16 protein-coding genes are annotated in these 22,202 nt (G+C 74.7%); 11 read left to right on the forward strand and 5 right to left on the reverse strand.

The window, feature by feature from the left end; translation table 11 throughout:
- Positions 1-999 precede the first annotated feature (999 nt).
- From ABD879_RS26355 to ABD879_RS26375, 5 genes are all read left to right on the forward strand, one after another.
- The gene (locus ABD879_RS26355; protein WP_345024313.1) at positions 1,000-2,682 is read left to right on the forward strand and encodes a polymorphic toxin-type HINT domain-containing protein; all 1,683 of its coding nucleotides are present in this window, start codon (positions 1,000-1,002) and stop codon (positions 2,680-2,682) included.
- A 14-nt stretch (positions 2,683-2,696) separates the two neighbouring features.
- Entirely contained in the window at positions 2,697-3,095 is a 399-nt protein-coding gene (locus tag ABD879_RS26360; RefSeq protein ID WP_345024314.1) for a hypothetical protein, read from the forward strand.
- A 114-nt stretch (positions 3,096-3,209) separates the two neighbouring features.
- Entirely contained in the window at positions 3,210-3,611 is a 402-nt protein-coding gene (locus ABD879_RS26365) for a hypothetical protein (protein WP_345024315.1), read from the forward strand.
- A gap of 961 nt (positions 3,612-4,572) precedes the next feature.
- Positions 4,573-5,046 carry a DoxX family protein gene (locus ABD879_RS26370; RefSeq protein WP_345024316.1) on the forward strand — a complete coding sequence of 158 codons (474 nt, stop codon included), beginning with the start codon at positions 4,573-4,575 and terminating at the stop codon, positions 5,044-5,046.
- Positions 5,047-5,443: 397 nt separating this feature from the next.
- Positions 5,444-5,875, forward strand: a complete 432-nt coding sequence (locus tag ABD879_RS26375) for a hypothetical protein (protein WP_345024317.1) — start codon at positions 5,444-5,446, stop codon at positions 5,873-5,875.
- Positions 5,876-5,950: 75 nt separating this feature from the next.
- On the opposite strand, the gene ABD879_RS26380 is transcribed toward ABD879_RS26375, so the two are convergent.
- The 3 genes from ABD879_RS26380 to ABD879_RS26390 all read right to left on the reverse strand — a co-directional run bounded on the left by ABD879_RS26380 (position 5,951) and on the right by ABD879_RS26390 (position 7,361).
- On the reverse strand, positions 5,951-6,448 hold the full coding sequence (locus tag ABD879_RS26380) for an MSMEG_6728 family protein (protein ID WP_345024318.1): 498 nt from the start codon (positions 6,446-6,448) through the stop codon (positions 5,951-5,953).
- Positions 6,449-6,539: 91 nt separating this feature from the next.
- Positions 6,540-6,791, reverse strand: coding sequence for a cell division protein SepF (locus tag ABD879_RS26385; RefSeq protein ID WP_345024328.1), 252 nt, complete (start codon positions 6,789-6,791; stop codon positions 6,540-6,542).
- A 123-nt stretch (positions 6,792-6,914) separates the two neighbouring features.
- On the reverse strand, positions 6,915-7,361 hold the full coding sequence (locus ABD879_RS26390; RefSeq protein ID WP_345024319.1) for an SPW repeat protein: 447 nt from the start codon (positions 7,359-7,361) through the stop codon (positions 6,915-6,917).
- Positions 7,362-7,827: 466 nt separating this feature from the next.
- On the opposite strand from ABD879_RS26390, the gene glnII reads away from it, so the two are divergent.
- Positions 7,828-8,841, forward strand: coding sequence for a glutamine synthetase (gene glnII / locus ABD879_RS26395; protein WP_345024320.1), 1,014 nt, complete (start codon positions 7,828-7,830; stop codon positions 8,839-8,841).
- 100 nt (positions 8,842-8,941) lie between these two features.
- Here glnII and ABD879_RS26400 read toward each other — a convergent pair whose 3' ends face one another.
- A complete protein-coding gene (locus ABD879_RS26400) occupies positions 8,942-9,346 on the reverse strand; it encodes a DUF2203 domain-containing protein (protein WP_345024321.1) in 405 nt (134 codons plus the stop codon).
- 145 nt (positions 9,347-9,491) lie between these two features.
- Here ABD879_RS26400 and ABD879_RS26405 point away from each other — a divergent pair, with 145 nt between their 5' ends.
- Entirely contained in the window at positions 9,492-10,172 is a 681-nt protein-coding gene (locus ABD879_RS26405) for a DUF6069 family protein (RefSeq protein ID WP_345024322.1), read from the forward strand.
- 117 nt (positions 10,173-10,289) lie between these two features.
- Here the strand turns inward: ABD879_RS26405 and ABD879_RS26410 are convergent, their stop codons facing one another.
- Positions 10,290-10,748 (reverse strand): universal stress protein, encoded by a 459-nt coding sequence (locus ABD879_RS26410; RefSeq protein WP_345024323.1) that lies wholly within the window; start codon positions 10,746-10,748, stop codon positions 10,290-10,292.
- 216 nt (positions 10,749-10,964) lie between these two features.
- On the opposite strand from ABD879_RS26410, the gene ABD879_RS26415 reads away from it, so the two are divergent.
- The 4 genes from ABD879_RS26415 to ABD879_RS26430 form a co-directional block, all read left to right on the forward strand.
- Positions 10,965-11,996 (forward strand): alpha/beta fold hydrolase, encoded by a 1,032-nt coding sequence (locus ABD879_RS26415; protein WP_345024324.1) that lies wholly within the window; start codon positions 10,965-10,967, stop codon positions 11,994-11,996.
- Between the two features lie 213 nt (positions 11,997-12,209).
- Positions 12,210-19,196 carry an SDR family NAD(P)-dependent oxidoreductase gene (locus ABD879_RS26420; RefSeq protein ID WP_345024325.1) on the forward strand — a complete coding sequence of 2,329 codons (6,987 nt, stop codon included), beginning with the start codon at positions 12,210-12,212 and terminating at the stop codon, positions 19,194-19,196.
- The gene (locus ABD879_RS26425; RefSeq protein ID WP_345024326.1) at positions 19,193-20,446 is read left to right on the forward strand and encodes a glycosyltransferase; all 1,254 of its coding nucleotides are present in this window, start codon (positions 19,193-19,195) and stop codon (positions 20,444-20,446) included. The genes ABD879_RS26420 and ABD879_RS26425 overlap by 4 nt, the downstream gene beginning before the upstream one ends.
- The coding region (locus ABD879_RS26430; RefSeq protein WP_345024327.1) for a class I SAM-dependent methyltransferase at positions 20,443-22,202 on the forward strand (1,760 nt) is incomplete at its 3' end. The genes ABD879_RS26425 and ABD879_RS26430, both read left to right, overlap by 4 nt.

The raw sequence follows: 22,202 nt of genomic DNA on the forward strand, positions 1-22,202 counted from the left end.
GCAGGTCGGCCACGTCCTGACGCCGCCGCGTGGACCGGGTGCGCCGCTTGGTGCGTCGGCCGTTCCCGGCGGTGGTGAGGCTGCCCGCCACCCCGGTACGTGCGATCTCGTGGCAACCCCCGTCGGCTCCCGGTAACCGAGGCTGCGTGCCATTCGCGTGCCATTAGAGCTGGTGACGGGTGCTGGCCGGTCCAGCCAGTGACGCTCTCGGCTCGGTGGTGACAGGTGAGCCTGGCGGGTGGTGATATCCCGCCGTCACCTGAGCCGGGGGTCGCGCTGTCCGAGCATGTTGCGGCGACGTCAGGGCGGCCGCATCGAAGACGGGCGGGCGGTCACCAGGGTGGTCCGCGGCGGGCTCGACCGGTCTGCGGAGCGGCGCGTGGCGGTGATGCCACGGCCCGGCAGGCGGCGGCTGATACGGCTGGTGCCGGTCGAGGGGCGTCGCCGTACGCCACCGCTCCGTCAGCCGGGTGTCACCGGCCTTGGAGGCGCGCGGGCCCGGGGGGACGTGAGCGGCTGCCCCCTCAGTGCTCAAGGAGCCCTTGGGACTGGGTCGCGTGCGATCGATGCGCCTAGATGCATGCGCCTAATTGGTGGGGTTTGCGTACTGGTGAACGGCATTGTGGACATTTTGAGATCATATCCATTGCGATCTGCTCGATATGGATCGAGACAGACTGTTGGACGGGCGGCCGAGTACGCCGGGGGCGGCACGATCCTGAAGCACATGGTTGTGCTGCTGCACCCCGGAGAACCTCGGGTGGGGTTGTCGCCGGCTGGTGCACTTCAAGATCGTAAACGACCATTCTCGCTGTTGGTCGCCGTTCTCATGTCTTCTCGTGTCCGCCGGTGCCCACAAATTGATCTTGGATGTCGGGAAGGAGGATGTTCAAGATCGTTAACTTTGGGTCTGATGTTGGGCCTGGGGGCCCTGTCGTGCAGTGGAGGAGTTGCTTGACTTGCAGTTTTAACGGGGTTTAGAAGTCTGGAAGGCGCGAGATGCTCAGACGCCTGGGGGACCAGGGTGAGGGCGCGCTCTCTTACATCGCCATCGCTCTGCTCGTGGCCGCGGTCGCCGCGGCGGTCACGGTGGTGGCCGTTCCTGACACGGTCACCCGGGACGTCCGTGCCGCGGTCTGCCGGGTGGTCGGCAGCAAGGACTGCGACCCCGGTCATGGCGGCGGAAAGCCGGATTCGAGCACGTCGCCGAGCTCCAGTGCGCCGCCCGGTGCGCCCGTCACGGCCCCGGTCGGCGGGGAGTCGCCGGAAGAGCAGGAGTACCGGGCCGCGCAGGACGCCGCCGCCAAGGCCGACCAGGAAGCGCAGGCCGTCGAGAACGAGTGGAACAACTTCAACCTGCTCAAGGAGATCGCCAAGCTCGGGCTCGACTGGCTGGCCGGCGACATCATCAACTGCATCCGGAAGCCGAATGTCAGCGACTGCATCTGGGGTCTGATCGGGATCATCCCGTGGGGCAAGCTCGGCAAGGCGCTGAAGGCGATCCCCAAATTGATCAAACTGATCGACCGCTACCTGGACCTCAAGCGGCGGCTGGAGAAGGCCCGCAATGCCCGCAAGGCCGCCCAGGAGCGGTTGAGGAAGGCCCTGGCGGCCTGCGAGGGTGCGGCTCCCAACAGCTTCCCGCCCGGCACCTTGGTGCTGATGGCCGATGGGAGACGGAAACCCATCGAGCGCGTCGCCGTCGGCGACCTGGTCTGGGCCGCCGACCCGGAGACCGGCCGCACCGGCCCGCGGCGGGTCACCCGGACCATCGCCGGCGCCGGTTCCAAGGACCTGGTGGACGTCGTGGTCGACCTCGACGGGGCGCTGGGCGGTCCGACCGCGGTGGTCACCGCTACCGCCAACCATCCGTTCTGGGTGGCGGGCACGCGCGACTGGATCGACGGCGGCCGCCTGGTGTTCGGCGACATGCTGGCCGCGCCCGATGGCCGCCGGGCGCTGGTGGTGGAGACGCGCCGATACAGCGCCGAACGGCGCGTCCACAACCTCACGGTGGAGGGGCTCCACACCTTCTACGTGACGGTCGGCGGGCTCGATCTCCTCGTCCACAACGATCCGGACAAGCGCCTTTGCGATCTGCTCGCCAGGCAGCGCGCACAGATCAAGAACGACATCGACAATGCCATCAAACAGGGGCGGTTCGAGGATGCCGACCGCCTCATCGACCGGGCGCAGGCCAACGCCGACCGGGCGCGGGAGGTGGCGCGCCGGAACCCGAACAAAGCCAACAGAGACGCCGCCAACCAGGCTCAGCGCGAGGTGGACCTGCTCAGAAAGAGGGTCGTCGACAGCAAGATCGACGATGCGATGCGGTCCGGCGAAGAGGGCAAGCGGCTTGAGGCGACCGCCGCGAAATCAATTCGCAACGTCGTACGCGACTTCAACCGAAAGTACGGCAACAACGGCAGTCTCGGTGAAATAGACATCGAGACCAACAAGGCGATCATCGAGGTGGCGAGCGGCCGTAAAATGGATAAGGAAGAGCAGGTGAGAAGGCTGCTCAACAACAGGCAGATGAATCCGCAGGCGAAGCCGGTGATCGTGCTCGCCACGCAGTGGTCCGGCAAGCAGCGCGCGATTATCGAGCAGCTGGGTGCTATCGTGGTGCGCAACGAATACGAGCTCAAGCAGGCTCTTCGGAGACTGGGTGAGCCCGTCTGAGTGAAGGAGTGCAAGTGCCGGACGGAGTACTGGTGATTTTTGCCGATCCCGTGCAGCCTGACGAGTTTCTCGATCTCGTGGAGGAGGTCGGGGGTGAGCGGACTCCCGACCACTGGGCGAACGGCCGCCTGTCGCGCGGGTGGCAGCATGTTTGGGTGACGGTGCCGCCGGACTGCAACCCCTACTTCGAGCCCGAGGATCTTGAGCAGTACGAGAAGAAGATGGGTGCTCCTATGCTGACCTGGGCGCAGCTGGCCATTTCGAGCGCCAAGGGCAGTAACGCCCTTGCCATGGAACTCATCGAGGCGGCGGCCCGGCGGTGGCGCCTGATCGTCGACAATGACCACGGTGGGGTCTTTTCCGTCGAGGAATTGCGTGCCTTCCCGCCTGACCGTCTGCCCTTCGGTGGCTGATGCAGCCGATGGCGCGGACGGTTGGATGGTCCTTCATGAGGGGGTGGTCGTCGTCCGGCGGTTTCCTGGATCTTCGTGGGCCGGGCGGGTCGGTCTGAGTAAGAAGTGCGGCGAGTGTACGAGGTTCTGCTGTTTTTTGCTGATCGCGTGCACCCTGATGAGTTCCTCGATCTGGTGGAGGAACTCGGGGGTGTGCGGCCCTTCGAACCTCGGGACGGCCTTCTGTCGCGCGAGCGGCGGCATGTTTGGGTGACGGTGCCTCCGTCCACCCCTTCTTTCTTCGAGGTCGGGGATCTCGAGGAGTATGAGAGGAAGATGGGTGGTCCCATGCTCACCTGGGCGCAGTTGTCTATTTCTAGAACCAAGGGGAGTGACGCTGTCGCCATGGAACTCATCGATGCGGCGGCTCGTCGTTGGCGCATGGTCGTCGACAATGACCGCGGTAAGGTATCTTCTGTCGAAGAATTGCGTGGCTTTCCGCTTGATCGTTTGCCCTTCAATGGCAGAAGCTGCTGATGGCACAAGCTGTCGCCCCTCGGCGCAGCGGGACGTGGCGGTTCCAAGGTCGGCCGTGTGAGTCATCCGGTGCGTGAGCTGTCGGGCTTCCTGCCACAAGCTCCGGGCCCGCCACGACCATGGGACGTGAAAGTGTGCCGACGGGGCCGGGCCGCCGGTGGCCGGTGGACGGGGTTCATCGTGACGTCGAAGTTGGGCGAGCCGGGGATGGCCGGTCATGCGCCGGGGCGTAGGTCCTTGAGGCAGCGCGCACTGCGGTCGCTCCGCTCCTGGTAACCGGGATTCCGGCAGAAGCGACTCGTGTGGCTTCGTGCGCTGGTCACCTTCATGGTGACGCAGCCGAGGGCACCGGCTGTGTCCTCTGCCGCTTCGACGAGCCGCCGACCGTTTTCCCTGCCCCCGCCGCCCGGCCGCCGCGACGAGTGCGACGATGCGTCCACACCGCCCTCGACGCTCCAGGTAAGGAATCGCCGCCACTGCGGCGGCTCCCACCACCTGGTCATCGGCCTCGGCGACGAGGACGGCGCCGGCCGTTTCCCGGGTCCACGCCGCCAAGCGCAGTCGTACGTCGCCGACGTCGTGCGGTGCAGGTGGTAGGCCGCGACCTTCCTCGGCTCGGTGGTTTGTCAGAGGGGGCGCCGAGGCGGCGTCGTTGTCGGTGCGCATCGCCGAAGCGGGCGCTGATAGACGTCATGGCGAACATCTCGCCCATGGAGAGCGGGCGAGTTCATTTGCTTATGAACGGGGTGCCGGTTCTCATTACTGCATATCTGAGGTCGAAGCGTTCGGCAAGGAAGCTTTCATGTCGTTTCAGGGAGGATGTTTCGACGATGAAAGGGCGTGGAAGGCCGTTCCGTTCCGCGAACGCGTGTCCTACGGTTTTGTTTGCCCTCCCCGGCCGGGGGCGTTCTCGTCCGGCCGATGGGTTGTTCGGGGTCTGCAGTTCACTTCAGGAGACTTCATGCAACACGTACGTGGCTCCGTCCTGTCGTTGTTCCGTGTCGTCGTCGGGCTGCTGTTCGCCTGCCACGGGGCCGCGAAGCTGTTCGGCGTCCTCGGCGGGCCGCCCGGCGGGGTGCCGCCGCGCGTCGGCGAGTGGCCGAGCTGGTGGGCGGCCGTGATCGAGCTGGTCGCCGGCGGTCTGGTGATGATCGGCCTGGCCACCCGACCGGCCGCCTTCCTGTGCTCCGGGGCGATGGCCTACGCCTACTTCACCGTCCACCTGCCCAAGGACCTGTTCCCGCTGCTCAACGGCGGCGAGCCGGCGGCTCTGTTCTCCTGGTCCTTCCTGCTGCTGGCAGTGTTCGGCGGCGGCCCCTGGGCGCTGGACGCGCTGATCTCCCGACGGGGCCGACCCGGGAAGACGGCCCACCGACCGCGCCCGCGCCGCACCGAAAGTCGAGCACACCGGGAGCGCCTGACCCGGACGTCGTGACCGGTCCCGCGGCGGCCCCGAACCCACGCCGCTGGAACAGCCGCCGGCCAGGGCCTGTCTCGAAGTCGATCACAGTCATGCGTTGATGGCGGGTGGCCTGGTAACGGACGGCGAGCTTGTCGAACCCGCTGTTGTTCGAGCCGTTTGATTCCGCACTCCGCCGCAGAGCGGGCTGTGCAGTCGGCCGGGTAGAAGGCGGTGAACGGCCGCTGCGGCCGTCCCGCCGCCGCCGGTGCCGGGCCTGGTCGCCCGGGACCGGGACCGCGGCGGCATGCCGACCCTCGCCTCACCTCGAAACACGTCCTAGCCGCGACAATTCGTTCGGCAGAGTCGGCGGAGGCGAGTACAGTCGCCGCTCGGTAAGGCGCGGGTCGGGCCCGGCGGAGAAGGTGAATCCATGGCGCGGAGGGATCCCCGGGATAAGAAGCGGATCAGTTATGCCAACAACCGCCGCAATGCCTACGCCGAAAACGACAAGTCGTCGCGGAACGCCGTGCGGCTGAACAAGCGGTTCCCGCACCGTGCCGACCGGCACCGGGTGCAGTGGATCCTCCGGGACGCGGTCGGCGCGCCCGCCGACGGCGCCGCGGACGAGGTCGAGGAACGCCTGGGCCGCCGGCGGCCGAAGAGCTGGCGCAAGCATCCGGACCTGCCGCTCGGCGACTGGGCGGAGATCCGGTTGGAACGGCGTCTCGAGCTCGAGCCCGGCAGCCCGGCCAACGAGCGGCGCCTCGCCCGAGTGCGGCAGAGCAGACGCCGCCGGGCCGGGCTGCGCACCCTGCGGACGGCGGAGATCGCCACCAAGGGAACCGTCGAGCGGAACTGGTAGCCGACGTGCGGCGGTCGCCTCATCGAACGATCGTCCCCGCGCGGCCGGCGGCGGTCGCCGTGACCGGGCAGCGGGTCAGCCCGGGCGGGCCTGCCGGTCGCTCCGCCCGCGGTCGCGGTCCGAGCGCGGCCAGACGTACGGCAGGTCGGCCGGTACGCCGGGGAAGATCGGGCCGTAGAACTCGGGGTCCTTGCGGACGAGCGCGGAACGGTGGCTCAGGTGCAGCGCCGGGTCCCCCAGCCAGGGCGGCAGCTGCCCGGCCTCGGCGAGCCGTTCCTGGGTGCGCGGCCGCGCCCTGCCGTTCACGGTGCGCAGCTCCGCCGTCAGCGTGGCGGCGCAGGTGTCGTTGTGGCCGAGGGCGCACCACCGCCGGCATATCTCCAGGCCGTAGCGGACGAGGGCCTCCTCGTAACCGGTCCACATCCGCACGGCCGGATGGTGCCGCCAGCCGTACCCGGGCACCGTGAGGCCGCGCAGCACCTGGATCGTCTCGACGCGCTGCTTGCCGAGCCTGCGCTGGTCGAGGACGCGGGCGGTGGCGGCGAAATCCGCGTACGGAAGGAAGGTCTGCACGGCCCCATCGTTTCCGGATCGGCGGCTTTGACGCGGCGGCGGGCCGGTCGGCGTACCGCCCCCTATGCCCCGAACCGGATGCCCGGGGAGGTCAGTCGCAGTCCGTGGGCAGGACGGCGGGCTTGGGCTGGCCGTGGGGGATGAGCAGGAAGACCTTGGGGCTCAGGCGTTCCATGTCGCCGCGGCGGCCGAAGACCAGGCCCGCGGCGAAGTCCACGAACTGGCGGGCCACGTCGTCGGGGAGGTCGGTGAGGTCCATCACGACGGGGACGCGCTTGTTGCGGAAGAAGTGCCCGACGTACAGGGCCTCGTTGTAGTCACGGGGGCGCAGGGTCTTGACCATCACCCCGCCAGTGTCGCCGAGCGGAGGCGGGCGTCGACAGCGGGCCCCGTCCCCTTGAGCCGGGGGCGGGGCCTTTGGCGGCTCTCCCCGCGTCGGCGGGGGAGGGCCGGGGTTCGCGGGCGGTCACCTCCGGCGGCGCATGCCCATGCCGCCCGCGCGGGTGCCCGCGAGACCCAGGGTGGCCAGGCCGAGGACGAGGATCACCGCTCCCACCACGACATTGCTGACGATCGCCGGCGTCGTCTCCATGCGACCGGCGATCACCCACGGGCTGATGATCGTCCATACGCCGATGACGGGGGCGATCCAGGCGATCCCGTGCGTGCGGCCGAAGGCCAGGGCGAAGCCGATGCCGAGCGCGGCCACCGCCAGGCCGGTGATCAGGTTGTTCACCGTGATCGGCACCAGGCCGCTGAACCCCGCGATCCACGGGGAGATCGCCAGGTAGAGGCCGCTCAGCACGGTCAGGCCGTCCAGGGCCTGCGCGGTGGGACTCGCCGCGGCGAGCTCGTACCGCGTACGCATCTCGGCTATGTCGGGATGCCGCTCGATGTCTGCCGGGTGCGTCATCGATGCACACCACCTTCCGATGCCGGGGGCGGGACGGTCCCGCCCCTGGCTCGCCTCCCGCGGGCGGTCGGAAGCCTCCCGTGACGGGAGGACGAGTCATACATCCTTACCTTTCACGGTAGCCCCGTCCGACCGGCCGGTAAGGACGGGGACCGCGCCCTTGGCGGGCTGTTTGACCATGTCATTGGGCATTGTTGGGGTTCGTCCCCGCGGGCGGCGGACGGGGCTCGGCGGGGTGCCGGAGGTCCGCCGCACGGGGCGCCCCCCACCGGGGCGGGGCATGCACCCCGGCGGAGATCCGGTGCGGCGTTGGTGTGTCCCAAATGGGGGGTGCGGTGCGGGCGTGCCTGGTCGGCGGCCGGTTTAACACGCCGTTCACATACGGGCAATGGGGCCGAAATCGGGCGTTGTCAACCTTTCCAGGGCCGAAACCCCGCCGGGACCGGCGACACGAAGGGAACGCACGTTGACCTACAAGGCCGAGTACATCTGGATCGACGGCACGGAGCCGACCGCCCGGCTCCGGTCCAAGACCAAGATCCTTCCGGACGGCGCCGACCTGCCGGACTGGGGGTTCGACGGGTCGAGCACGAACCAGGCGCCGGGGAAGAACTCGGACTGCGTGCTCAAGCCGGTCTTCTCCTGCCCCGACCCGCTGCGCGGGGGCGACGACAAGCTGGTGCTCTGCGAGGTGTACCTGCCGGACGGGACGCCGCACCCCACCAACACCCGGGCCAAGCTGCTGCCCGTCGCCGAGAAGTACGCCGCCCAGGAGCCCTGGTACGGCATGGAGCAGGAGTACACCTTCTTCAAGGACGGCCGTCCGCTCGGCTTCCCCGAGCGCGGCTTCCCCGCCCCGCAGGGCTTCTACTACTGCGGCGTCGGCGCCGACGAGGTGTTCGGCCGTGAGATCGTCGAGCGGCACCTCGACGCCTGCCTGGCCGCCGGGCTGGCCGTGTCGGGCATCAACGCCGAGGTCATGCCGGGCCAGTGGGAGTTCCAGATCGGCCCGGCCGGCCCGGTGGAGGTCGCCGACCAGATGTGGATGGCGCGCTGGCTGCTGTACCGCATCGCCGAGGACTACGGCGTGGCCGCCACCCTCGACCCCAAGCCGGTCGCGGGCGACTGGAACGGCGCGGGCGCGCACACCAACTTCTCCACCAAGGCGATGCGCGAGGGCTACGACCCGATCATCACCGCCTGCGAGGCGCTGGGCGCCAAGGCGCAGGAGCACATCGCCGGGTACGGCGCCGACATCGAGCGCCGCCTGACCGGCATGCACGAGACCGCCCCGTGGAGCGAGTACAGCTACGGCGTGTCGGACCGGGGCGCCTCGGTGCGCATCCCGTGGCAGGTCGAGGTGGACAAGAAGGGCTACATCGAGGACCGCCGCCCGAACGCCAACTGCGACCCGTACGTGGTGACCCGGCTGATCACCGACACCTGCTGCGAGGCGCTGGAGAAGGCCGGACAGGTCTGAGCAAGGGGGCGGCGCCGGGCGCCGCACCTGCGAGCGAGGGGGTTCTGGGAGCGGGGCGCTTCCCGGGACCCCCTCCGGCGTTCCCGGGGACCGGACGTCCTCAGGGGAGGGGGCGGCGGCCCGCGAAGCCGAGCTCGGTGCGGTGGTACCAGCCCAGTTCGGCGTCGCCCTCCAGCCAGCACAGGCGGACCGAGCGGCCGTCCAGCACGGCGGGGAAGTCGAGCAGCAGCGGCGCGATGCCCTTGATCTCGATGCCCTGGCCGGTGAACCAGGCGATCTGCTCGTCCAGCCGCGCCTCGAACGCCTTCGCCTCGGCCACCCCGCCCAGCGGGGACGCCCCGCAGGTGCGCAGGTCCAGGGCGAGCTCGGCCAGGTCGGCGCGGAGCCGGACGACCTCGGCGGCGCGTTCGCGCACCTCGGGGATCAGGGCGCGCGCCTCGGCCACGGTGAACTCGCGTACGTCCGCCGACACCGCTCCGCCCTCCGTGGTCGCTTCCGGTGGCATTCGCCCCCACCGAACGTTACCTCCCACCCCGACGGGTATGGCGATGGGGCATCAAATGACCGCAAAGTGTCGATGCCGGGGGAGTTCACCGCACGTGGCCGGGTAGCACCTGGGTCGTTCGTGTCGGGGGACAGGGGGAGGCGCCATGGCCGGGACCCCGTTCGGACGGTCCTGGGGAGACTCGCCCGACAGGGACCGGCACGGCACGGAGGGCTCCGGCCACCGTGCCGGGCGTCCGCGCCGCCACGGCGCGGACGGAGCGCCGCCGCGCGCCTGGCAGCGCTCCTTCCGGTGCCAGTCCGGGATCGGACGGTCGGCGTGGCGCGCCGACAGCGCCATGGCCCGCTACCGGCGGTTCGTCGCGCTGCACGAGGCGTTCTCGCAGCCGCCGCAGGTGAACGAGCGGCGCCTGTGGCTGAGCGGCGCGGGCGTGTCGGCGGCGGCCGCGGGCGCGGCGTTCGCGGGGGTGCTGGTGCTGCGCGGGCTGTTCGGGTTCGACGTGCCCGCGTTCGGCGGGCATCAGGGCCGGGCCGTCCCGGTGGCCGCGACGTACGCGCTGTGCGCGGCGGCCGCGGGACTGCAGGCGACCGCGCTGCTGAACGTCCTGGCGACGGTGGCCGCGCGCCCCGTGCGCGCCTTCGGCTGGATCGGCGCGCTGGCCGTCCTGCTGCTGACGCTGCTGCCGCTGACGGTGCGCGCCCCGCTCGACGACGCGCTGGCCACCGCGGCGCTCAACCTGGTGACCGGCTGCCTCATCACCGGGTCGGTGGCGGCCGCCGGCGCGTGGTCGATGTCCTGGCCGCCGCCTCCGCGCGCGCCCTACTGAACGACGCCGTGCGCGCAGGTCGAGGCGGCCGCCGGCGAGGGGCTCGTCGTGCTCGATCCAGGCCGCCGCGTCCCTTTGCCCCTGCGTCTTTACGCTCACGGCCGCCGGAGACCAGGCTCAGGGCACCACGGTGACCGGCCAGCGCCCGGCGCGCACCAGCCGCACCGCCACCGAGCCGATCAGCCGGTGCCCCGCCTGCTGCGACGCCCCGACGATCACCGCGTCGGCGCGGTGCTCGTCGGCGACGCGCGACAGGACCGCGTACGCGTCGCCCTGCTCGACGAGCAGCTCGTAACGCACCCCTTCCGGCCGCACGGCCGCCGCGCGCTCCAGCTCCGCGCGCAGCTCGGCGACGATCTCCTCGCTGGCCTCGCGCAGCACCGCCGCGCCGCCCGGGGTGAGCGTCGACATCGACGTCAGCGGGGTGACATGCACCAGCAGCAGCCGCGCCCCGCTGCGCCGCGCCAGCCCCCAGGCGTAGGAGGCCGCCCGCAAGGACGTCTCCGAGCCGTCCACCCCGGTGACGATCACCTTCGGCCCGTCTCTGCCGTACTCGAACGGCCCTTCCTGCACCACGGCTCCCAGCCTAGGGCCGCCGCCTCCGCCGCGCGTCGCGGTGTCCGGCGGGCGCCCGCGGGAAGACGCCGGGACGGCCCGGCGGATTTAACGCGCTCTTCACAGGGATGAGATGCGGAACTCACCGTGCATGCACGCAGAATGGTCGGAGAGTCTCCCGCGTCCGGCTCGCCGAACGGAGTGGACACCAGCGAAATGAAACCGTCCCCCCGGAGCATGTGCGACGCCGCGGCCGACCTGGCCCGCAAGGTGCTGTCCGGCCGTGTCGCCGATCTGCGTCCGATGCCCGCCGAGGCGGCCGGGGCCGAGCCCCGGGGGTGTCTGCACCGCTACCGGCCGCCGGAGGGCGTGATCCCCACCGGGCCGCCGGTGCTGTTCGTGGCGCCGCTGGCGGCGCCCGCCCGCTGCTACGACCTGCGCCGGGGCTGCAGCCTGATCGGCCATGCCGTGGCCCGGGGACGGCGCACCTACCTGCTGGATCCCGGCACGCCCCGCTTCGCCGACCGGGGGCCCGCGCTGGCCGCCTGGGCGGAACGGGTGCTGCCCGCGGCGATCCGCGCCGTCAGCCGGGACGCGGGCGGGCAGCCCGTGCAGCTCGTGGGGTGGTGCCTGGGCGGTGCGCACTCGCTGCTGGCCGCCACCGACCCCACGCTGCCGATCGCCTCGGTGGCCGCGGTGGCGATCCCGGCCGGGCCGCCGCCCGCGCCGTTCCCCGGAGGCCTGCCCGGGATGCTGGGCGACCGGCCGGAGGCGTTGCTGCGGCGGGCTTTCCGCTATGCCGACATCGGTGGATACCTGCGCCGCCCTCACAAGATCGTGACAGGTTTCGACATCGCCGAGTTTCTGGCGCAGGAGGAGGCGGTCGACCACTTCCTCGGCATGATGCCGGCCGCCCCGGGACGCACCGCCGAGCAGGTTTACACCGCGTTCGTGCGGGAGCTCGCCCCGGCCGGGGACCGGCTGGAGGTCGGCGGCCGCCGCGCGCGGCTGGCGGACGTGCGGGTGCCCGTGCTGCTGGTCGCGGGCCGCGGCGACGCGGTGGCGCCGGTCGCGGCCGTCCGCTCGGTCGCCCGGCGGCTCACCGGCTCGCCGAAGCTGCGCACGGTGGCCGCGCCCGGCGGGCACCTCGGCGTGCTGACCGGGCCCGCCGCCCGCACCACCACCTGGGCGCACCTGGACCGCTGGCTGGACGAGGGCGTGCTGCGCCACGGCATCCGCGCCCACCGCCGCGAGGCCGCCAGCGTCTGATCCGGCGCCCGGTCGCCCCCGACCCGTCTCGTTCCCGCCGGTCAAGGGACCTTCCATAGAACCTCTGGGAAGGCGTTGATCAGCACGCTTCCTGGTGTGTCGTCCCCGCGCCGGTCTCGTCACCGACCGTAGTGTTGCGCAGCGTCGCGGGCCCGGGCCCGCGGGTGAGCACGTGATGTCGGGGAACGTCGGGGGAACGTCGGGGGGCAGCGCATGACGGCTGACAGGGGCGAGCTCCGAGCCGGGGAGGCCGGACGGCCGGCACGGGCCGAGGCGGACGCGGGGCACCGCGACCGCCCGCCGACCGGCCCGGCGTCCGCAACGCCGACCGAGGTGCCCTTCGACATCGTCGCCATGGCCCCGTTCGGCAGGACCGCCCCGCGGCTGGCGGCCGCCGCCGCGCTGGCGGACGCCCTCGGGGTGCTCGACCTCGCCGCCGACCGCGCGGCCGCGCTCGCCGCCCTGGCCGAGGACGGCCGGTGGTGGGACGGCACGTTCGGCGTCCGCGTCCCGGCCGGATGCGGTGTCCGCCCGGCCGACCTGCCGGACGCCGTCGACACCGTCGTCATCGACGCCGCGGCCCTCGGCCTGGCCGCCGCCGGCGTGCAGGGCGGCGCGCCCATCGCGGTGCCGCAGGCGCGCGGCGCCGCGGTCCGAAGCGGGCAGAGCGCTTCGCCCAAAGTCCCCGCGCCGACCTCACCCGGCGACGCGAAACCCGCCGGTCCCGGCGTTCCGCTGCCCACCCCGCCCGGCGGGGCGTTCGGCGCGGGAGGCGCCACCGGGCAGGCCGACGTCCGGCAGTCCGACACCGGGGTCGACGACAACGGGCTCGACGACGTCGGGGCGGTCCGCGTGATCCCCGCGGGCGAGCACAGGCGCGAGCAGGCCCGCAGCACCGGACCGGTCGAGGGCGTCGTCGTCCTCGACCGCGAGGAGGCCGAACTCCGCCGGAAGGCCGCGGCCGCCACCGCGCCGGGCCGCCCCGGGGAGCCGGTCGATGCGGCGGAGTTCGCGCGCGGTCGGCGGCTGCTGATCGAGGTCGTCGACCCGGCGGAGGCGGAGGCGGCGATCCGGCTGTGCCGCGACCTGCCCGCCGACGGCGACCACGACGGCCCGACCCTGGTCGGGCTGATCGCGCGCGGCGCCGAGGCGGGCGGCCGGGTCGGCGACCTGACCACCTTCGTCCTGCTGCAGCGCCTGCTCGGCGACCCGGCGATCGACGTGCCGGTGTGGGCGGCGGGCGGCATCGGCCCGCACAGCGCCGCCGCGGCCGTGGCGGGCGGCGCCGCCGGAGTGGTCCTGGACGTGCACTTCGCGCTGGTGCGGGAGATGGACCTGCCGGACGACGTCGCCGCGGCGCTCACCGCCATGGACGGCGGCGAGACCCGCGTCGTGCGCGGGCACCGCGTGTACGCGCGGCCCGACCTGCCCGAGATCGACCTGGACGGCCTGGCCCCGGCGGAGATCAACGCCCGGCTCGGCGCCACCGGGCTGCGGTCGCGGCTGCTGCCGGTGGGGCAGGACGGGGCGCTGGCCGCACCGCTCGCCGCCCGGTACGAGACCGCCGGCGGCGTCATCCGCGCGATCCGCGCGGAGCTCGCCGCGCACGTCCGCGCCGCCGTGCGGGCCCGTCCGCTGGTGCCCGCCGGCGCCCCGCCCGGCGCGCCCGCCTTCCGCGAGTACCCGGTGGCGCAGGCGCCGATGCCGGGCATCAGCGACCGGTCGGCGTTCGCCGCGGCGGTCGCGCAGGACGGCGGCCTGCCGTTCCTGGCGCCGGCGCCGATGAGCGGCGAGGAGACGCGGCGGCTGCTGGAGGACACCGCCGACCGGCTCGGCGACCGGCCGTGGGGCGTGGGCGTCCTGGGGTCCGCACCGCCGGAGCTGCGCGAGGAGCAGCTGGCGGCGGTGCGGGCGGTGGCGCCGCCGTTCGCGCTGATCGCCGGCGGCCTGCCCGCCCAGGCCGCGGCCCTGGAGGAGGCGGGCGTCGCCACGTACCTGCCCGCGCCGTCGCCGGGGCTGCTGGAGCGGTTCCTGGCCGAGGGGGCGCGCAGGTTCGTGTTCGAGGGCATGGAGTGCGGCGGCCGCGTGGGGCCGCGCGCGGCGTTCCCGCTGTGGGACGCGCAGGTCGAGCTGCTGCTTCGGTGGTGCGACGACGCCCCCGAAGGCGCCGCCGCCGAACTGTCGGTGATGTTCGCGGGCGGCGTGCACGACGAGCGGTCGGCCGCGATGGTCGCGGCGCTGGCCGGGCCGCTGGCCGCGCGCGGCGCCGACGTCCGCCTGCTCATGGGCACCGCGTACCTGTTCACCTACGAGGCCGTGGCGGCGGGCGCGATCGTGCCCGGCTTCCAGCAGGCGGCGCTGGACTGCGCCGGCACCGCGCTGCTGGAGTCCTCGCCGGGGCACGCCACCCGGTGCGCCCGCACCCCCTACGTGCGCACCTTCGAGGAGACCCGGCGCAGGCTGGAGGCGGCGGGCACGCCCCGGCACGAGACGTGGGCGCGGCTGGAGGAGCTCAACCTCGCGCGGCTGGGCGTCGCCGCCAAGGGCGTGCGCCGCGACCCCGCCGCCGAGGCGCCGGAACCGGTGGACCCCGACGAGCAGCGCCGCGAGGGCCTCTACACGATGGGGCAGGCGGCGGCGCTGCGGTCGGCCACCACCGCCATCACCGCCCTGCACGAGCAGGTCAGCACCGGCGCCACCTGCTTCCTGGACACGCGGGCCGCCGCACTGGGCGTCGGCGTCCTGGACGAGGAGCCGGACGCGCGGCCGGAGCCGCAGACCGCACCGGAACCCGGGCGGCCCGGCGAGGACGGCGCGCCGCCCCTGGACGTCGCGGTCGTCGGCATCGGCTGCGTGTTCCCCGGCGCCCGCGACGCCGCCGAATACTGGGCCGGCATCGTCGGCGCCGCCCCGGACACCGGCCCGGCCGACCGCGGGCTCCTGCCGGACGTGCCGTTCGACCCGCACGCCCACGGCATCGCGCCGTCGGCGGCGGCCGACATCGAACCGGTGCAGCTGCTGGCGCTGGAAGTGGCGGCGCAGGCGCTCGCCGACGCCGGGCGCGCCGACCGGCGGATCGACCGGTCCCGCTGCTCGCTCATCTTCGGCGGCGTGGACGCCGGACGCCTCGCCGGCCGCCTCGGCCTGGGCGGCTTCGCGCACGGCGCGGCCTCCGCCGCCGACGCGCTGGACCTGGCGTGCCAACGGCTGGCGGGCGGCGCCGCCGACATCGTGCTGTGCGGCGCCGCCGACGTGTTCGACGCCGCCTTCGACGACGCGGCGGCGGCGCGGCCGACGGGCCGGTGCGCGCCGTGCGACGCCGCCGGCGAGGCGAGCGCGCCCGGCGAGGGCGTGGCCTGCGTGGTCCTCAAGCGCCTCGCCGACGCCGAGCGCGACGGCGACCGCGTCCACGCGGTGATCAAGGCGGTGGCCGGGACCGGCGGCGCGCCCGCCCCCCGGCGTCCCGAGGCGATACGGCGGACGGTGCGGCGCGCCTACGCCCGCGCGGGCGTCTCACCGGCCCGCGTCGGGCTGGTGGAGGCCCACGGCACCGGCGACCCCGCCGACGACGCGGCCGAACTGCAGGCCCTCACGCAGGTGTTCACCGAGGCGGGCGCCGCGCCGGGCAGCGTGACGCTCGGGTCGGTCACGGCGCGGATCGGGCACACCGGCGGCGCCGCCGTGCTCGCCGGCCTGATCAAGACCGCCTGCGCGCTGCACGCGGGCGTGCTGCCCGGCGCCCCGCACATCACCGCACCCCGCCGCGACTGGGACCCCGAGACGAGCCCGTTCGTGTTCGGCGACCGGGCGCGCCCGTGGCCGGTGCCGCCCGCCGAGCGGTACGCGGGTGTGAACGGCGCCGGCTTCCACGCCGTCCTGGCCGCCCGCGCCGGCGCGCCCGAGCCGGTGTCCGGCCAGGACGCCTGGCCCGCCGAGCTGTTCCTCGTCCGGGGCGCCGACCGCGCCGCCGCCCGCGACCGGCTCGACCGGCTCGGCGATCTCGCCGCGACCGGGGCGCGGCTGCGGGACCTGGCCCGCACCTGCGCCGCCGACGACGGCCCGGTGCGGGTCGCGATCGTCGCCACCGGCCCCGACGACCTGCGCGCCAAGATCGCCGCCGCCCGCGAGTTCCGGGCCGCGCCCGGCGTGTTCACCGCCGACCCGGCGGCCGGGGCCGACCCCGGGCGGGTGGCGTTCCTGTTCCCCGGGCCGGGCGGCATGCGGCCCGGGGCGCTCGCCGACCTGTTCACCGCGTTCCCGCGGCTGCGGCGGCTGCTGCGCCTGGACGGCGGACGGCACGCCGCCGCGATGTTCCCGCCCGCCGCGTTCACACCCGAGGACGCCGGACGGCAGCGCGCCGCCCTCGCCGGCGTCCGCGCCGCGCAGCCCGCCGCCGGCATCGCCGGGCTGGCCCTGCACCGGCTGCTCACCGAGCTGGGCGTGCGTCCCGACATGGCCGCCGGGCACGGGTACGGCGAGCTGGTGGCGCTGGACGCGGCCGGGGTGTTCGGCGAGGACGACCTGATGGCGATCGGCGCGGCGCGCGCCGACGCCGTCCTGGCGGCGGCCGGGGCGTCCGGCGGCGTCTCCGGCGGCGCCGACCCGGGCGCGATGGCCGCCGTGTCCGCCGCGCTCGGCGAGGTCCGCGCGGCGCTGTCGGGGGTCGGCGGCGTCGTCGTCGCCGGGCACGACGCGCCGCGCCGGGTGGTGATCTCCGGGACGACCGCGGCCGTGGAACGGGCGGTCGCCGAGCTGCGCCGCCGCGGCCTGGTCGTGCGGCCCGTCCCGGCCGCGTGCGCCCAGCACAGCCCGCTGGTCGCGGGCGCGTCGGCCGTACTGCGCGCCGAACTGGGGCGCCGCGACCTGCGCTCGCCAGCCTTCCCGGTGTGGTCCAACACCACCGCCGCGCCGTACGACGGCGACCCGGGGGAGCTGGCCGCCACGCTCGCCGGGCAGGTCGCCGCGCCGATCCGGTTCGTCGAGCAGATCGAGGCGATGTACGCCGCGGGCGCCCGGGTGTTCGTCGAGGCCGGGCCGGAACGGGGGCTGGCGGGGCTCGTCGGGGAGATCCTCGGCGACCGTCCGCACACCGCCGTGGCGTGCGACGCGCCCGGCGGCGGCATCGAGGGCCTGCTGTGCGCGCTGGCCGGACTGGCGGTCGCCGGCGTCCCGGTGGACGCGGCGGCGCTGTTCGCCGGGCGCGACGCGCGGCCCGTCCCGCCCTCCGCCGCGGCGCCCGGCTGGACCGTGAACGGGCATCGCGTCCGCCGCGTCGACGGCGGGCGGCCGACCACCGCGCCGACCACGGGAGCGACCATGGATGCTGATCGTGATGTCCGTCCCGCCGGGGCTTTCCCGCCGCCGGCCCCGCCGGACGCCGACGCCGCCGAGGCGGCGGTGCTGGAGTACCTGCGCGCCACCCGGGAGCTGGTGGCCGCGCAGCGCGAGGTCATGCTGCGCTTCCTCGGCGCCGCCGACGACGACGGGGACGATCGCGCCGAGGACGGGACCCCGGCCGCCGAGCCGCTGCCGGCCGAGGCGCTGGCCGCCGAGGCGCTGGCCGCCGAGTCGACGGACGTGCTGCGCAGGGCGACGGCGGCCACCGTGCCCGAGCCCCGGCCGTGTCCCGCCCCGGAACCCGGCCCGCAGGCACCCGGGCGGGACGCGGGCCGCGCGCAGGCCGAGCCGCCGACGCCCCGGCCCGCGCCGGAGCCGGAGACGGAGACGGAGCCGGAGACGGGGGCCGAGCCGGCGGGAGCGGCGCCCGCCCGGCAGGTGGTGCGGATGGCGGACCTGCCGCCCCTGCCGATCCCCCCGCCCAAGCCCGGACGGTTCGACGGCCGCCGCTTCCTGATCGTCGACGACGGCTGCGGGATCGCGCTGGAGCTGGCCGATCTGCTGGAACAGCAGGGCGCGCAGGTGCGCACGCCGCTGGAGCCGGACGCGCCGTGCGACGGCCTGATCCACCTGGCGGCGCTGCGCCCGGGCACCGGCCCGGTCCTGCCGGGCGCCTACGGCGGCGTCCGCGACGCACTGCGGGGCGGATTGCGCTGGCTGGTGCTGGCCTCCGGTTCGGGCGGCACGTTCGGACACGAGTACACAGGCGGCGTCGGCGACCCGACGCCCGGGGCGGGCCTGCGCGGACTGGCCCGCACCCTGGCCCGGGAGCACCCCGAGACGCTGGTGCGCGCGATCGACGTCGACACCAAGGAGAACCCGCGCGCGGTGGCCGAGCGCATCCTGGCCGAGCTGCTGACCTCCGACGCGCCGGTGGAGATCGGCCACGACGCGGAGGGCCGCCGCCGCACGCTCGTCGTCGTCCCGGCCGAACCGCCCGCCGCCCCCGCCGGCGAACCCGCCGCGGAGCAGGCCGCCGCCGCGCGCCTCGGCCTGGACCGCGACAGCGTGGTGCTGCTCACCGGCGGCGCCCGCGGCATCACCGCCCGGCTCGCCCGCGAGCTGGCCCGCGCCGCCGGCTGCCATCTGGAACTCATCGACCGCACCCCGCGGCCGCCCGGACCGGAGGACACGGTGATCGCCGCGGCCCCCGACGAGGCGGCGCTGCGCCGCACGCTGCTGGCCCAGGGCGCCCGCACGCCCGCCGAGATCGACGCGGCCATCCGGCGGATCCTCGCCGAGCGGGAGGTCCGCGCCGCCCTGGAGGCGCTGCACGGCACCGCCGCGTCCGTCCGCTGCCACGCCGTCGACGTGCGCGACCCGCAGGCCGTGCGGGCCGTCGTGGAGGACGTGTACGCCCGGCACGGCCGCCTGGACGGCGTCGTGCACGGCGCGGGCCTGCCCGCGGACGGCCCGGCCCGCGACAAGGACCCCGAGGCGTTCGCCCGCGTCTACCGCACCCAGGTGGACGGGGCCCGCGCGCTGGCCGCCTCCGTCCGCCCGGACCTGCGGTTCTTCGTGGTGTTCGGCGGCGTCGCCGGCGTTTACGGCGGGCCCGGCCACGCCGACCACGCCGCCGCCTGCGACGCCTGCGACACCCTGGCCCGCGTGTGGCGCACCGAGCTGCGCGGCCGGGTTCTGGTCGCCGACTGGGGCCCGTGGGCCGGGGACGGCGGCGCGGCGCCCGCCGGCGTCCCGCCGATCGACCCCGACGCGGCCGTGGCCGCCCTGCTGCGCGAACTGGCGTACGGCGACGAGGCGCAGGTGGTGTTCACCGGGGCCGCGGGCGGTGGTGCAAGGTGAGGGCGCGTCGCGTCCGGGTGCCGCCGCTGGGCGCGGTGACCGCCCCCACGCCCGGCATGCCGTCCACCCGGCGCAAAGCCAAGGCGTCGCGGTTCCTGTTCGCCGTGCCGCCGCTGACGGGCCACATCACCCCCACCGTCGCGGTGGCCGCCGAACTCACCCGGCGCGCCCACAGGGTCGCCTGGGTCGGCCCCCGCGCCGCAGTGGAACCCCTGGTGCCGCGCAACGCCCGCGTCTACCCGGCCGGGGACGAGGTCGCCGCCCCGCGGAGCGACCTCCCGGACGAGCCGCACATCCCCTCCGCCCTGCGTTCCCTGTGGGAGGACCTCATCGTTCCCCTGGGGCACGCCATGATGCCCGGCGTCGAGACCGCCATCGACCGGTTCCGCCCGGACGTGGTGGTGTCCGACCAGCAGGTGCTGGCCGCGCCCGTGGCCGCCCGCCTGCGCGGCCTGCCGTGGGCGACGTCGGCGGCGACGCCCTTCGAGTTCGCCCGGCCGCTGCGGGACGCACCCGACGAGGAGGAGCGGATACGGGAGCTGATCGGCGACTTCCAGCTCGACCACGGCATCGAGGACCTGCTCGACCCGCGTTTCTCCGACCACCTGGTGCTGGTGTTCGCCACCGGTGCGCTGATCGGCGACACGTCGGTCTTCCCCGACCGCTTCGCGTTCGTCGGCCCCGTCCCGCCCCGCCCCCGCGGCGGCGACTTCCCCTGGGAGTGGCTGGACGGCCGACCCGCCGTGCTGGTCACGCCGGGCGCCGGGGCGGGCGCCGGGCACGACGCGGCGGCCGCGCGGTTCCTGCGCGTCGCCGCCGAGGACGTGGCCGCGCTGACCGTGCGGGCGGTGTTCGCCGCGCCGCCGGACGCGGTCCCCGAGCCGCCGCCGAACGCGCTGGTCCGCCCCGACGTCCCGCAGCCGGCCCTGCTCGAACGCATGGCCGCGGGCCGGGCGGCGGTGGTGTGCCCCGGCGGCCACGACGCCGTCTGCGCGGGCCTGGCGCACGGGCTGCCGCTGGTGGTCGCGCCCATCCGCCACGACCAGCCGGTCATCGCACGCCTGGTCGCCGAGGCGGGCGCGGGGATCGCGGTCGGCTTCGGCCGGGCCGCACCGGTCGAGCTGCGCGCCGCGCTCGGCGCGGTGCTCACCGACGACGCCCACCGGGCGGCCGCCGTGCGCATCCAGGACTCGTTCGCCGCGGCGGGCGGCGCCGCCGCGGCCGCCGACCGGCTGGAGAAGCTGGCGTGATCTGGCTGCCGCTCGCCGTCGCCGCCGGGCTGCTGGCCAACGCGCTGCGGCTGCGCCGCCGGCTGCGGGCGCTGCCCCGCCTGCCCGTGTCGGGACGCCGCGGGCGCTCCCTGCGCTGGGACGGCTCCTACGACACCGGCACGCCCGGCAACGACGACTCCTACGGCCTGCTGCTGGCGGAAGGGGCCGTGGTCTCCGGGCAGCTGCGCCGCGCCGCCTGCGCCTACGCCCGCCACCACGGCCTCCAGGTGCTCGACCTGGTCCCACGGGACCTGCCGGTGGAACGCGCACTGGACCTGGCACGGGGAGCCGACCGCCGCGCCTACAGGACCGACCCGCTCGCCCTGGGGCACGGCGCCGGATACGCCACCGTCGTCGACGAGGACCTCCTGCAGCGGGCCGGGGCCCGGCCCCGCGCGCTGGACCCCGGCGAGTACGGCGCGGTGACCCTGCGCCTACGCCAGTACGCGCGTGCCCACGGCGACGCCTACGCGGCCGATCTGGCGGTCGTGCCGACCCGTCTGCCCCGCCGCGTCCCCTCCTGCACGGGACGGCGGGCCTGGCTGCGCGGGCTCGGCGTCTCGGTGCGGTGGACGGTCGGCGCCTCGATGGCGAGCTACGCCCTGGTGCTGGCGTCGCTGGCGGCCGCGCCGCAATGGGGGGCGCTGACCGCGGCCGTCTACTGCGCCGTCCCCTACCTGGTGTTCACCGGCGCCCCCGTCTCACCTCGGGACCTGCACCGCATGGCCCTGCTGCGGCTCCTGCTCACGCCCTGGAACTGGTGGCGCACCCTCACCGAGGCGCCCTGCCCGTGGGAACGGCGGCGCGAGCAGGCCCTGGCGGAGGCCCGCGAATGGTACGGCACGGCCCTGGCCGACGGGGTGGAACGGTTCTTCCACCTCCGCCGGGCCGACTGCCCCTGGTGCGGCGCCCGCGCCCTGCAGCACCACATGACCACCGGCGACGTCGTCCAGGCCAAGCCCGGCCGGTTCACGCTCGACCGGTGCCGCGAGTGCGGCCACATCTTCCAGAACCCCCCGCTCAACGCCGCCGGCCTGGAGTTCTACCGGCGCGACGTCTACGACGGCCTCGCCGCCGAATCCGCCGAACACGCCCTGGCCGCCCAGCGCCGCGTCCACACGGCCCGGGCCGACATGGCCGCCGCCGCCCACCTGGCCCCGCGCGCATGGCTGGACGTGGGCACCGGCCACGGCCACTTCTGCCGCGCCGCACGCGCCGTCCTGCCCGGCACCGAGTTCGACGGGCTGGACCCCGGCGACGGCGTCCTGGAGGCGGCAGCACGCGGCTGGCTGCGCCGACCCCACCGCGGCGCCCTCGCCGACCTGGCGGACGAGCTGGCCGGACGCTACGACGTCATCAGCATGCACCGCCACCTGGAGCAGGTCCCCGACCCGGCCACGGAACTCGACCTGGCCGTCAAGATGCTCCCGCCCGGCGGGCACCTGCTGGTGGAACTGCCCGACCCCGAATGCCCGGCCGGGCGGCTCCTGCGCCGCTTCTGGGCGGGGTGGCTGCAACCCCGCAGCCTCCACCTGATCCCCATCGGCAACCTGGAGCGCGCCCTCACCGCGCGCGGCATGCGCATCGTCGCCCGCCAGCGGCGCCGCGCCCACCGGCGGCACGACCTGGCGTCCGCCGCGCTGATCGCCCTGCAGGCGTTCGGACCGCCGCCCGGACGCCCCTGGGCGAACCGGCCCGGCGCGGCGGCGCGGGTCAGGCACGCGGTCGCCGCGGC

The organism is Actinomadura keratinilytica, from assembly GCF_039539665.1.
GTDB classification, from domain to species: domain Bacteria; phylum Actinomycetota; class Actinomycetes; order Streptosporangiales; family Streptosporangiaceae; genus Spirillospora; species Spirillospora keratinilytica.